The organism is Prevotella sp. (assembly GCF_051059605.1).
In the GTDB taxonomy this organism is placed as follows: Bacteria; Bacteroidota; Bacteroidia; order Bacteroidales; family Bacteroidaceae; genus Prevotella.
Window position 1 is genome coordinate 1427703 of sequence record NZ_CP050883.1, and the last position, 13540, is coordinate 1441242.

Here is a 13540-nt window from a genome sequence, read left to right on the forward strand (position 1 = left end):
AATATAAAGATAAATTGGATATACTACATTATACTTTTTTCCAGAATGCATTGCTTGGTTCGATATTGGCAAGCATTGTTTGCGGAATTATCGGTACATACATTGTTACACGCCGACTGGTATTTATCAGCGGAGGTATCACACACGCTTCTTTCGGCGGTATAGGACTTGGTGTGCTACTTGGTATAAATCCAATACTATCAGCAATGGTTTTCGCAACACTAAGTGCATTCGGTGTAGAATGGATGTCACGAAGAGGCAATGTAAGAGAAGATTCTGCAATAGCTGTGTTCTGGACCTTTGGAATGAGCATTGGTATAATTTGTTGTTTCCTCACTCCTGGATTTATGCCAGACCTACCTTCTTTTCTGTTCGGAAGTATTCTAACCATTGGCTATGCCGACTTATGGATTCTTGCCATACTAGCAATCGTTGTAATTGCAATATTTACTTTTATGTATCGTGAAATACAAAGCGTGGCTTTTGATTCCACATTTGCAATGTCACAAGGGCTACACGTAAAATTCATCGAATATATGATGATGGCACTTATCGCGATGGCTATAGTGTCTACACTTAGAATGGTTGGAATAGTACTTGCAATAAGTCTTCTTACAATTCCACAGATGACAGCCAATGTATTTACTTATAATTTTAAGAAAATGGCTCTTCTTAGTATAGGAATCGGCTGGATTGACTGTATTCTGGGACTAGGTATAAGCTATTGGCTGAACGTACCATCTGGAGCTTCTATCATATTTATCAGTATCATAATATATGCCATAGCCAAACTTAAATGAAGCATAATGCCATATACATCCTGGCCGCACTGATTAGCATTACGTCTATCTACGGATGTTCGACTCAGCAAAATACAGCTAAGTCTAGATGGTGGCATGCCTTCCATGCAAGATACAATACTTATTACAATGGTTCTGTGGCATATATTGACGGTTCTCTTGAAAAAGAAAACGGAAATAGGGATAACTTTACAGAGAAGATTCCTCTTTACACTGTAGGAAATAAAGCAAGCAGACAACTAGGAGGTTCAAATTTTGACAAAGCTATTGAAAAATGTAAAAAGGCGATTAAACTGTACAGTATAAAGCGACGCCCCGAATGGAATCCTAACAAGAAAAAGACTCAACAGGATATAGAGTGGTTAAGCAGAAGGGAATACAATCCTTTCTTATGGAAAGCATGGTTACTCATGGGACGTGCTCAATTCTATAAGGGAGACTTTAGTGAAGCAGCTGCAACTTTCGCCTACATGAGTAGACTATATTCAAACCAACCAGCTATATACGGAAAGGCAAGAGCATGGCTGGCAAAATGCTATATAGAAGAAGACTGGCTATACGATGCCGAAGACGTGATACGTAATATTCAACGTGACTCTATACATTGGCGGGCACAAAAGGAATGGGACTACACTTATGCCGACTATTATATACATAATGGAAACTACGGAAAGGCAATTCCATATTTGAGAAAGGTTATAAGTCACGAAATGAGACGTAAGCAGAGAGCTCGTGAATGGTTTCTCATGGGACAGTTGTTTGAGGAATTGGGAAACAAGGAAAATGCTTACAATGCATATAGACACGTAATAAGACTTAACCCGCCCTACCAACTCACACTCAATGCAAGAGTTGGCATGACAGAAGTGATGGCTGGAGGAAAGCAAAAACAGATGATTGCCAAACTGAAAAGAATGGCTACATCTGATAACAATAAGGATTATCAAGAGCAGATATATTATGCCATTGGTAATATATATCTAGCAAAAAAAGATACAACGAATGCTATTGCCGCTTACGAACAAGGAAAAGAAAAGGCAATAAGAAACGGAATAGAAAAAGGAGTGTTATTGTTGAAACTTGGTAATCTTTATTGGACTAAAGAACAATTCGGAAAGGCCAAAGGATGCTACGACGTAGCAATTGGATTACTAGATAAAGAAAGAAAAGACTACCAACAGCTGACCGACAGACAGAAGGTGCTAGAGGAACTGGTTCCTTTCACTGATGCTGTAGAACTTCAAGACTCTTTACAACGACTTGCGAGGATGAACGAAAGCAGTCGTAACGTGATTATTGATAAAATGATCATTGCACTAAAGAAAAAGGAAAAGAAAGAGCTGAATGCACAGCTACAGACAAATACAGGAAATGCTGGTGCTGATATTATATCAATGAAGACAGAGTTTGCAATGCAAAATAACTCTGTTGACGGAAAAAATACAACTACTTGGTATTTCTATAATCCAATGACTGTTGCTAGAGGCAAGGAAACATTTACTCGCACATGGGGTAAACGTGATAATGTGGATAACTGGCAACGAATAAACAAGACTGTTGTCGCAGGAATAAATGAAATATCGCAAAATTCTACAATACAAAGCGAAATCAATGATAGTGTTCGCACTATCATTAATGATAGCGCTGAGGCAAATCCACATAAGCGTGAATACTACATCAAGCAGCTACCACTTAATAAAGAGAAACTTGATGAAAGCGACAATATCCTAATGAATGCACTATACAATAGTGGAGTCATTTTCAAGGATAAACTTGACAATCTTGTTCTTGGCGAAAAGGCTTTAAGAAGAATAGAAGACAATTATCCAAAATATAAGGATATGGACAATGTTTACTATCATCTATATTTGCTATACGCACGTGAAAATAAGATGGACATTGCCGACAGTTATATCGAGAAGCTCAAAAGAGGATCCCCACAAAGCAAATGGACAACATTGCTGAGTGATCCCCTATACAAGGAAAACGCAAAATGGGGCGAGCATATTGAAGACTCTATTTATGCAGCCACATACGATGCTTTTAAAGCTGGAAGATATACAGAAGTTGACGGTAATACATATATTTCAGAACACAGATTCCCGTCTGGTGCAAACCGTGACAAGTTTCTATTTATTGGTGGACTGAACAAGTTGAACAATGGTAATCAGAAAGGATGCCTTAACGATATGAATACGCTTGTGAAGAATTTCCCAGAAAGCGCACTGAGTCAAATGGCTGGTATGATTATCAACGGTGTTAAAGCAGGAAGGAAACTACATGGCGGTAAGTTTGATATTGGTGATGTTTGGAGCAGACGTACTGAAATACTCAACGACAGTGATTCAATAAAGACACAAAAGTTTAATTCAGACAGTAATATCGACTTTGTATATATGTTGGTATACAACCCTGATTCTGTTAATGAGAATCAGTTACTGTTCGAGATAGCGAAATACAATTTCACCAGTTACATGGTGAGGAATTTCGATATACAGATAGAAAATATTGATGACATTCACAGAATGGTTATCAAGGGATTTCTAAATTATGACGAAGCATTGCAATATGCAAGAGAACTGCACAGGCAGACAGCAGTAATAAATCTGGCAAAAAAAGCTAGACCTATTATCATAAGTAAACAGAATCTACCTCTGCTTGGTAATCAATTCAGTTACGAAGATTACGAAAAATTCTATAATAAGCATTTCGCTCCGATAAAGACTACGACTTCTAACCTGCTTATAGAACCGGCTAATATTGTAACAACAGGGAATGAAGAAGAAACAATGCCTTTGCCAAAAGCAGAAAAGAGTGTAGACAAGAAAGCAACCGAGAAGAAAACAGAAGAAAAGACATTCGACTTGGAAGATGAATATTACGATTTAGAAGGATTTTAAGATATGAGTAACGGTAAACTACTTTGGGTTGACGATGAAATAGATCTTCTTCGTGCCCACATAATCTTTCTTGAAAAAAGGGAGTATGATGTTACTACAATAAGCAATGGCGAAGATGCTATTGAACTTTGTAGAAACACCACCTTTGACCTTATTCTTCTTGATGAGATGATGCCTGGACTTACCGGACTTGAAACACTACAACGTATTAAGGATATACAGCCGACCACTCCTATCGTTATGGTTACTAAAAGCGAGGAAGAGGATATTATGAATCAAGCTATTGGTAGAAAGATTGCCGACTATCTTATTAAGCCTGTAAATCCAAGTCAGATACTTATCGCACTGAAGAAGAATATACACAAGCGTGAACTAGTAACAGAAGTAACACAAAGTGGCTATCGTGAGGAATTTAACAAGATTTCGATATCAATTGACGATTGCAACTCTTTTGATGATTGGACTGAAATATACCGTCTGCTCACGAAATGGGAACTAGAACTTAGCAATGCCGACAGTAATATGCTTGAAATGCTACAAATGCAAAAGGAAGAAGCTAATAATGCTTTTGCTAAATACATCCAAAAGAACTATATGCAATGGATGGAAAATGCAAAAGAACGTCCTTTAATGAGCAATGATATATTCAAAACTAACATATTTCCGTCACTTGACAATAATGAAAAAGTATTCTGTATTGTAATAGATAACCTACGTTATGATCATTGGAAAATACTTGCCAACGAGATTAGTAACTTATTCGAAATAAAGGAGAATATGTATATGAGTATTCTTCCAACAGCTACGCAATATGCTAGGAATGCTATTTTCAGTGGGTTAATGCCCTACGACATACAGAAGATGTATCCAGATCTGTGGGTAGATGAAGATGAAGACGAAGGAAAGAACGTGAACGAGGAGGCATTGATTCAGACTCAGTTTGATAGATACAGACGCCACGAAACTTTCAGTTATCACAAAATTAACGACTCACAAACCATTGACAAACTGATTGAACGATTTGGTGAACTTGAGAAATATGATCTAAATGTTGTTGTGATAAATTTCATCGACATGCTGTCACACGCAAGAACTGAATCAAAGATGGTTAGAGAACTTGCCAACAATGAGAGTGCATACCGCAGTATAACACAAAGCTGGCTAAGGCATTCTGGCATTGCCGAACTATTCAGTTTGCTTTCTCATAAAGACTATAAAGTTATTATCACCACTGATCACGGCAGCATAAGAGCAAACAAGCCGATAAAGATTATAGGTGACAAAAATACAAATACAAATCTTAGATATAAACTTGGCAAGAATCTCAACTATGATTCACGTCAAGTATTTGAGATAAAAGACCCTCATAAAGCAAATCTGCCTTCACCAAACATAAGCACGTCGTATGTATTCGCTACAGGAGACTCATTCTTTGCGTATCCAAACAATTACAATTACTACGCGACATATTATAAAAATACGTTTCAGCATGGCGGAATATCAATGGAAGAAATGCTTATTCCATTAATATCAATGACAAGAAGAAAAAAAGAATAATTATAATTATATAGATTATGAAAATAAAAATCGATTCATTAGACAACATTCATGTTGCTGCAAAGGAATTTATTGCAAACATGGGAACGGGAAAGGTTTTCGCTTTCTACGGAAAGATGGGAGCTGGAAAGACAACTTTTATCAAAGCTATCTGTGAAGAGTTAGGAGTTAACGATGTAATAACATCTCCTACTTTTGCTATCGTCAACGAATACACCGCTGACAATGATACCCCTATATACCATTTCGACTTCTATAGAATAAAGAAGTTAGAAGAAGTGTATGATATGGGATACGAAGATTATTTCTACGGTGGAAATCTATGTCTGTTGGAATGGCCAGAACTCATTGAGGATATTCTTCCTGAAGATGTTACAAAGGTAACTATTACAGAACAGGAAGACGGAACTAGACTAGTAGAGTTCTAGAAACGTTAAAGGCAGAAGTGCAGCGATAACAATCACTAGCATTTCTGCCTTTTATATTTTTATAAAAGAGCTTTAAACTTCTCTTCTATTTTTGCTTTACTAGCTGCGCCGACAAACTTATCTACAACTTCACCATTCTTTAAGAACAATATTGTAGGGATGTTGCGTATGCCAAATTCACTTGCAATATCGTCAGCTTCCTCAACATCACATTTACCAACAACGACCTTTCCATCATACTCTTCAGCAAGTTCAGCGATGATTGGAGCAATCATTCTACAAGGAGCGCACCAAGTAGCCCAAAAATCAACTACTAATGGCAATTCACCATTCTTATAACTCTCAAAATTTTCGTTTGTAATTGTTACTTCCATTTTTATACTCGTTATTTATTATATCATAATTTCACTGCAAATATAACCATTTGATTTTACACAAGCAAACGTTATAACAAGAATATCTGCAAATATTACTATTTTATTATCTGTTTCATCTTTCATATACACTACCAAATAACATGCCTTGAAGATTGACGGCACTAGGGAAAGACAAAATTAAAACAAGTTTTATTTTGCCTTTCCACTCGTTTGGTGTATCTTTGTAGGTAGATTTATATTTAGGCAAAATGGAAACTAACAACGAACTGGAACTAGCATGGGAATTCATTGAACATACTAGTACCAGTATATTCCTTACAGGTAAAGCAGGAACAGGAAAAACTACATTTTTAAGAAGTATTACCGACAAGAGCTGCAAACGTATTGTTGTTGTCGCTCCTACAGGTGTGGCAGCAATAAATGCACACGGAGTTACAATACACTCATTTTTCCAACTCCCATTCTCACCATACGTACCAAACACAACATTCAAGGAAAAGTTTGATTTCTCTAAGGAAAAGAGAAACATTGTAAAGACTTTGGATTTGCTTATCATAGATGAAATAAGTATGGTTAGAAGTGATTTACTTGATGCCATTGACTCTGTATTGCGAAGATACAAGGACGCAAGTAAACCGTTTGGGGGAGTTCAACTGCTTATGATGGGCGATCTTCAACAATTGACTCCTGTCGTAACAGACGATGATGCTAAGATATTGCGCCCACATTATAATACTCCTTATTTCTTTGGAAGTCACGCTCTGCAACAAATTAACTATGTAACAATAGAACTGCAGAAAGTTTACCGACAGCAAGACGCAAAATTTCTAGACTTACTAAATAGCATTAGAAGCGGAAAGCCTTCTGAAGAGGATATAAACATTCTTAACTCAAGGTTCAATCCCGAATTTCATACAGATAATAAAGATGGATATATAAGGCTAACTACACACAATGCTATAGCCGATAGATATAACGATTCAGAATTAGCCAAACTAAAAACTGAAGAATATACATTCAAAGCCGATATAAAAGGTAACTTTCCTGAATACAGCTACCCAACAAATGAGACTCTTTTGCTAAAAGAAGATGCACAGGTGATGTTTGTAAAAAACGACACGTCCATTGACCATCTTTATTACAACGGTAAGATAGGACGTATCACGAGTATATCCGATGACTGTATAAAGGTAAGATGCAGCGGGGAAGAAAATGATATTGAAGTGCAACCACAAGAATGGGAAAACACCAAATACGTAATAAACAAGGAAACTAAGGAAATAGAGCCAGATGTTCAGGGAGTATTCAAGCAATATCCTCTGAGACTTGCGTGGGCTATAACGATACACAAGAGTCAAGGATTGACATTCGAGCATGCAATTATTGATGCCGGAGCATCTTTCGCTTCAGGACAAGTCTATGTAGCTCTCAGTCGCTGCAAGACTCTTGAAGGAATGGTACTAGCATCAAAGATTGACAATCATGCTATAATAAACGATGAACGAGTTGATTCTTACATTAGCATACAAGAAGAGGCTGCAAAGCAAAATATAGACAGCCTTGAACTTCAGAAACAAAACTATTACAAGCAACAACTGGTTGAACTATTTACATTCAATGATATCATTATGGCTGAAGATAATCTCTGCCGTACCGTTATTGAATTTCTGCACTCTTATCCAAAACTTACAATACTTCACAAAGCTACATTTAAATCTTTACAGGAAAAAATAGACGCTGTATCACGTAAATGGATAAATACGATAATTCGTACGCCATACGAAGAACTCACAGAAGAGGCATTTCTTGAACGTGTAGTAAAAAGTGCTTGTTACTTCAACAAGACTTTAAAGACTTATATACAGCCGTTACTCGACCAAACAGCTGCTGCTAAAACTGATAACAAGCAAGGAGCAAAAAGACTTGATAGTACGTATCCAGAACTTAAGCTGGCATATCTTTCTAAGAAAAATATCCTTGAGATGACTATAGACAACGGATTTAGTAGTGAAAGTTATTTGAGAAACCGACAAACTGCTTTTCTTAACGCTATAGAAGAGATAAATCCACTCGCAGTAACTACACGTAGAAGGAAAAAAGACTACAGCGATAAAGAAGAAACTCCAAAGCCAAAAGTCAAGAAAGAAAATACGAAGGAACTCACATTGACTATGTATAAAAATGGATTCTCTCCAAAAGAGATTGCTAAGGAAAGAGATTTCACACTTGGGACTATATTCGGTCACCTGGCACATTACGTTGAGACTGGTGATCTAAAAACTCCAGACATTATTGGTAAAGAAAAATACGATATAATAAACAAAGCTGTAAACAAGTTAGGCACTTCACAAGGCATGAAGGTAATAAAAGATATTTGTCCAGAAGACGTAGACTATGGAGAAATAAGAATGATTTTTGCAGAAAAGGCTATGATAGCCAAAGCTTCAAGTTAATAAATTATGTGATTAATTATCCATAATGATTTTGATACATTCATATTTTTTGGTTATATTTGCACTCTATTATGAAGAAGATATTTATTTTTGTTATATCATGCATCGCCGCAATGACTGTTTCTACATCATGCAAGATGGCTCCAAGCGACAATCCTGGTGATACTGTTGCCGCCACTGTATTTGAACCTGTTGACACAAGTGCACACGCCGCCAAATCAAAGAATGATACTACAAACATCAAAAATATCAAGGACAGTATAGATATTTTCTTCGTTGGAGATGGCAGTACAAAGCACAATCTGCAACTTGTTTCATACCCAAGCAAAAGAGATACTGCTACATATTACAAAGGCAAGCATCTGAAAGTAACAGGAAACGCAGATTTCGGACACGTTGTCAGAATAGGTTTCCATCACTTACCTACTGGTGATTCTATCGTTACATCAGTTACCGAAGTGAAATAACATTCTGCGACTGGAATATAACAAGACCGAATTCACGAGCAATAGCATAGGCACTATCCATTATTTTAGCACAATCATGCTCATAGAGTTTGCTGTCTTTGTTTATCAGGAAAAAATAAAACTCCAAAGGTAATCCGCCTTGCGATGAGTCCAATTGACGCACAACATAGCTCATATTCTTATTCACTTCTTTTCTGGAAGCTATAAAATTTTCCATGTATTTTCTGTAAAGGCTGATGTTTATATCATCATCATTCAATTCTTCAGCCTTGAAATATCCTCGGTCTATGATGTTCTTTTTCACATCTGGAGTAAGCAGACCTATACTGTTAAAATCAAAATAAGCCTTTTTAGTTACGCGTCTACCTGCAGAATTCTGCATTCCAATCCAATTTGTGAACGAACCATCAACCAAAGCAATGGGACTTACTGTTACTATAGAATTATCGAAATTACGTATCTTTACTGTTGTAAGAGTCATCTCCTCAACTATTCCGTCAGCACCTGCAGAAGGAACTGTTATCCAATCTCCGCAATGAAGCATATCATTACTTGTAAGGCGTACTCCAGCAACAAGTCCGGCTATCGTATCCTTAAATACTAACATAAGTATAGCACTAGTTGCTCCAAGTCCCGCAAACAAAGCAAGAGGACTTCTATTAATGGCAATTGCAAATACTACCACTGTAGCAATAAACAACAATAATATTTTCAGCACACCACAAAATGACTTCAAATACTGTTGTGTGCTTGAACGTTGCGCTCCAGTGTCAAGATTATTAAAACTGTCTACAAAAACAAATGCCGTACGTGCAGACATCACAGTGATATATATAGCAGTTATACGTTCTAACACCTCTCTAACAACATGAAATTGATAGAATATTAGTGGCAGCAAAATCCATATAATTATAGCTGGTATAATATTGCAAGCACTTCGCAATACTTGCTCATTAAAAATCACGTCGTCCCATTTAACATCAGTATGCTTAGTTAATTTAAGCAACAGAGGAACCATTATTTTATGACATATAACACCTATAAGCCATGCAAATAATATAGCAAAAAGCACAAGAAGTATATGTCTCAAAACATGAACAGACGGTCCTGTGACTCCCATCAGTTCAATAACATTTTCAACAAAAACTCTTATTTCCTCCATATCATTTCAATTAATTAGGTGAACACAACACGGTGCAGACACGATCTTGAAAGGCTCTTCCGTTTCTGCCGTGAATGAGTCCCTGATTTATTATTGAGAAACAAAGCGTATGACCGTTTGCAGACTTACAATATCCAGCCAAACTACTTATTCCCGTTACTGTTCCTGTCTTAGCTCTTACATTTCCACTGGCGAAACCACCTTTCATACGTTTTTTAAGAGTACCGTCAACACCAGCTATTGGTAATGCCTGATTAAGATGGTTATATATATTATCATTTTCGTATGCATAGCGCAGCATCTTTACTTCCAATTCCGGACTCACATAATTGTATAATGAAAGTCCTGAACCATCAGCAAACTTATATTGCGAAGGGATCAAACCTATTTTCTCAACAAGTCTTCTCTCTACTGCACGTGCACTCTTTGCTGAAGCTGGATGATTTCCCGTGCTTGCGGCTATCTGATAATACATAGCCTCTGCATACAAATTATCGCTTTCCTTCAACATCCTCATCAAAATCTGGTCGATTGTGTGGAAGCGATTCACGATGCAATACGCATCAGCAGGCCTTCTGCCATCGTCAATAGTAGCATCATTAACAACTATTTTGCGTTTTCGGAGTTCTTCCAGAAAGCGCCCCATAAATATATCCTTGCGACTGATGATAAGCGGACTCAGCACATTATTGTCGTCGTCCCAACACCAGCCTTCACCAAACTGCTTATCATCTTTCATGCTCTTATCGGCATACAACGTTCCGATAATTGTGTCAACTCCCATCTTCTGAATAGCCTCAACAAAAGCATTAAGGTCATCACTATTGAAACGAGGATCAAAACCTCCAACACAATATATATTTCCTTTAAGAGTATGATTCTCTACCTTTCCTGTATAGCAAAGTTCAGTCTTAAACTGATAATCTCCACCAAGCTTATCTATTGCTGTGATTGCAGTGATAAGTTTCATTGTGCTTGCAGGACGCATAAGCTGTTTTTCGTTGAAACAGAATATAGTACTGTCTGCATCAAGATCATACACCATCATTCCTAATTGTGAAGTCTTAAACATAACGCTGTTTGCAAGTCTACTCAATTTGTGCTGTATACCCTGAGGCCAAGGCAAGGCGACGCTGTCATTTTGCAGCGTGTCAACCATTGCAGAGTCAGCAACGTTACTGTCATCGTCATCCTCTATATTTTCCAATTCAACCTGCGCAAAGGTTGGCAAGGTAAAAACTACTAAAAGAAGAAATAAATATCTTAAATGTTTCATTGTCTTTTGTTTAACTCAGCCATAAACAGTTCTTCTTCGTCGGGCTGCAAACTAATAAGATGACATGCACCGTATTGCATAAGCAGATAACAACTAAGTCCGAAAACAGCTTTCATTCGTGTAACCTTCACAATATCCCCTACCCTTATAGATACGGACTTGGAAAACCTACCACGATAAATCACAAGTTGCTGCACCCCGTTTTCATCAAGAAGAAAGGTGTAGGTAGTATGTAGCACACGCTCTAACATCATGACAATCACTATCACAACCAAAAGTGCAGGTAGAGCTATCTTATTCCATAAAAAATAAAATGCTAACAGTGTAAACAGAGATATTGCACACTTGGAAGTTAACGTGAAACGCTGGTGAAAGATACGATTCATTACATTATTAATAATATATTGTTTGCAAAATTAATAAAAAGATAGCATAGATGAAGAAAAATACACATATTTTTAGTATTTTTGCAACCAAATAGCTAAAAAGCTTATAAGCAAAAATGGTTTATAAATACGATTTTCTTATTATCGGCAGTGGTATTGCCGGTATGAGCTACGCCCTTAAAGTTGCCAGGGCGCATAAAGGTAAAGTGTGCATGATCTGCAAATCTTCCCTTGACGAGGCGAACACATCATTTGCACAAGGAGGCGTTGCCTCGGTAACCAACCTGGAAATAGACAACTTTGACAAACACATTCAGGATACAATGATTGCAGGAGACTACATCAGCGACTACAATGCAGTAAAGCAAGTGGTTACTAAGGCTCCAGAACAAATCAAGGAACTTGTTGAATGGGGTACAAACTTTGACAAGATGCAAGACGGTCGCTTTGACCTTCACCGTGAAGGTGGGCATTCTGAATTCAGAATTCTTCACCACGCAGACGATACAGGCGCTGAAATACAACGTGCATTAATGGATGCAGTAAGAAGCAATCCTGACATTATTATCAAAGAAAATCACTTTGCTGTAGAAATAATAACACAGCATCATCTTGGAGCAAGAGTAACAAGACGAACACCATACATAAACTGCTATGGCGCATACGTTTTAAACCCTGAAACGCAGAAGGTTGACACTTATCTCAGCAAAGTTACAGTAATGTGTACTGGTGGCTGCGGAGCTGTCTACCAAACAACTACTAACCCTGTCATTGCTACCGGTGACGGAGAGGCTATGGTTTATCGTGCTAAGGGAACAGTTGCCGACATGGAGTTTGTACAATTCCATCCAACATCACTATATCACCCTGGAGAGACTCATCCAGCATTTCTCATCACTGAGGCAATGCGTGGATATGGAGGCATACTGAAATTGCCTACAGGAGAAACTTTCATGGAGAAATACGACAAGCGGCTAAGCCTTGCACCACGTGACATTGTTGCACGAGCAATAGATAAGGAAATGAAGATGCACGGTTTTGATCATGTTTGCCTTGACGTAACACATAAAGATGCAGAAGAGACAAAACATCATTTTCCAAACATATACGCAAAATGCCTTAGCATAGGAATTGACATTACAAAGGAGATGATTCCAGTGCGTCCTGCAGCACATTATATGTGTGGAGGTATAAAGGTAGACCTCAATGGGTGCAGCAATATCGAAGGGTTGTATGCTCTTGGCGAGTGTTCATGCACAGGTCTTCACGGTGGCAACCGTCTTGCTAGCAACTCGCTTATCGAAGCCGTTGTTTATGCAGACTCTGCAGCAAAGCACAGCATCGATCATGTTGATGACTTCATCTTCAATGACAAGGTCCCAGAATGGAATGATGATGGAACTCTTACCAACGAGGAACATGTGCTTATCACGCAGAGTGTGAAAGAGGTTGGACAAATCATGAGCAACTACGTGGGAATTGTAAGAAGTGACTTACGACTGAAGCGTGCATGGGATCGTCTTGATCTGATATACGAAGAGACAGAGGCTTTATTCAAACGCGTAAAGATAAGCAAGGACTTATGCGAACTGCGCAACATGATTAATACAGGTTACCTTATAACCAGAATGGCTATTGAGCGTAAAGAAAGTCGAGGACTTCATTATACTGTTGACTATCCTGTACACGCATACGACAAGAAAAAAGAAAAATAATTATAGTACGAATAAAGCC

At 37.7% G+C, this 13540-nt stretch carries 11 protein-coding genes; 7 read left to right on the plus strand and 4 right to left on the minus strand.

The window, feature by feature from the left end:
* The first annotated feature begins 14 nt into the window (after nt 1-14).
* The 4 genes from HEQ28_RS05905 to tsaE are packed head-to-tail and all read left to right on the plus strand — an operon-like array spanning nt 15 to nt 5685.
* On the plus strand, nt 15-800 hold the full coding sequence (locus tag HEQ28_RS05905; protein ID WP_434504223.1) for a metal ABC transporter permease: 786 nt from the start codon (nt 15-17) through the stop codon (nt 798-800).
* Nucleotides 797-3700, plus strand: coding sequence for a type IX secretion system periplasmic lipoprotein PorW/SprE (locus HEQ28_RS05910; RefSeq protein ID WP_434504224.1), 2904 nt, complete (start codon nt 797-799; stop codon nt 3698-3700). Before HEQ28_RS05905 ends, HEQ28_RS05910 begins: the two co-directional genes overlap by 4 nt.
* Before the next feature lie 3 nt (nt 3701-3703).
* Nucleotides 3704-5257, plus strand: coding sequence for a T9SS response regulator signal transducer PorX (locus HEQ28_RS05915; protein WP_434504225.1), 1554 nt, complete (start codon nt 3704-3706; stop codon nt 5255-5257).
* Between the two features lie 17 nt (nt 5258-5274).
* On the plus strand, nt 5275-5685 hold the full coding sequence (gene tsaE, locus HEQ28_RS05920) for a tRNA (adenosine(37)-N6)-threonylcarbamoyltransferase complex ATPase subunit type 1 TsaE (protein ID WP_018462622.1): 411 nt from the start codon (nt 5275-5277) through the stop codon (nt 5683-5685).
* A gap of 59 nt (nt 5686-5744) precedes the next feature.
* Here the strand turns inward: tsaE and trxA are convergent, their stop codons facing one another.
* The gene (gene trxA / locus HEQ28_RS05925) at nt 5745-6059 is read right to left on the minus strand and encodes a thioredoxin (RefSeq protein WP_207154585.1); all 315 of its coding nucleotides are present in this window, start codon (nt 6057-6059) and stop codon (nt 5745-5747) included.
* 251 nt (nt 6060-6310) lie between these two features.
* Between trxA and HEQ28_RS05930 the strand changes: the two genes are divergently transcribed.
* Together HEQ28_RS05930 and HEQ28_RS05935 are read left to right on the plus strand one after the other, a co-directional pair.
* Nucleotides 6311-8515 carry a helix-turn-helix domain-containing protein gene (locus tag HEQ28_RS05930; RefSeq protein ID WP_434504226.1) on the plus strand — a complete coding sequence of 735 codons (2205 nt, stop codon included), beginning with the start codon at nt 6311-6313 and terminating at the stop codon, nt 8513-8515.
* A 71-nt stretch (nt 8516-8586) separates the two neighbouring features.
* On the plus strand, nt 8587-8982 hold the full coding sequence (locus HEQ28_RS05935) for a hypothetical protein (RefSeq protein ID WP_434504227.1): 396 nt from the start codon (nt 8587-8589) through the stop codon (nt 8980-8982).
* On the opposite strand, the gene HEQ28_RS05940 is transcribed toward HEQ28_RS05935, so the two are convergent.
* From HEQ28_RS05940 to HEQ28_RS05950, 3 genes are read right to left on the minus strand one after another with little or no spacing between them, the layout of a single operon-like run.
* A complete protein-coding gene (locus HEQ28_RS05940) occupies nt 8966-10144 on the minus strand; it encodes a mechanosensitive ion channel family protein (RefSeq protein WP_434504228.1) in 1179 nt (392 codons plus the stop codon). The genes HEQ28_RS05935 and HEQ28_RS05940 overlap by 17 nt on opposite strands.
* A gap of 10 nt (nt 10145-10154) precedes the next feature.
* On the minus strand, nt 10155-11420 hold the full coding sequence (gene dacB / locus HEQ28_RS05945; RefSeq protein WP_434504229.1) for a D-alanyl-D-alanine carboxypeptidase/D-alanyl-D-alanine endopeptidase: 1266 nt from the start codon (nt 11418-11420) through the stop codon (nt 10155-10157).
* The gene (locus tag HEQ28_RS05950) at nt 11417-11674 is read right to left on the minus strand and encodes a hypothetical protein (RefSeq protein ID WP_434504230.1); all 258 of its coding nucleotides are present in this window, start codon (nt 11672-11674) and stop codon (nt 11417-11419) included. Before HEQ28_RS05950 ends, dacB begins: the two co-directional genes overlap by 4 nt.
* 248 nt (nt 11675-11922) lie before the next feature.
* Here HEQ28_RS05950 and nadB point away from each other — a divergent pair, with 248 nt between their 5' ends.
* Nucleotides 11923-13521 carry an L-aspartate oxidase gene (gene nadB / locus HEQ28_RS05955; protein ID WP_434504231.1) on the plus strand — a complete coding sequence of 533 codons (1599 nt, stop codon included), beginning with the start codon at nt 11923-11925 and terminating at the stop codon, nt 13519-13521.
* Nucleotides 13522-13540 lie beyond the last annotated feature (19 nt).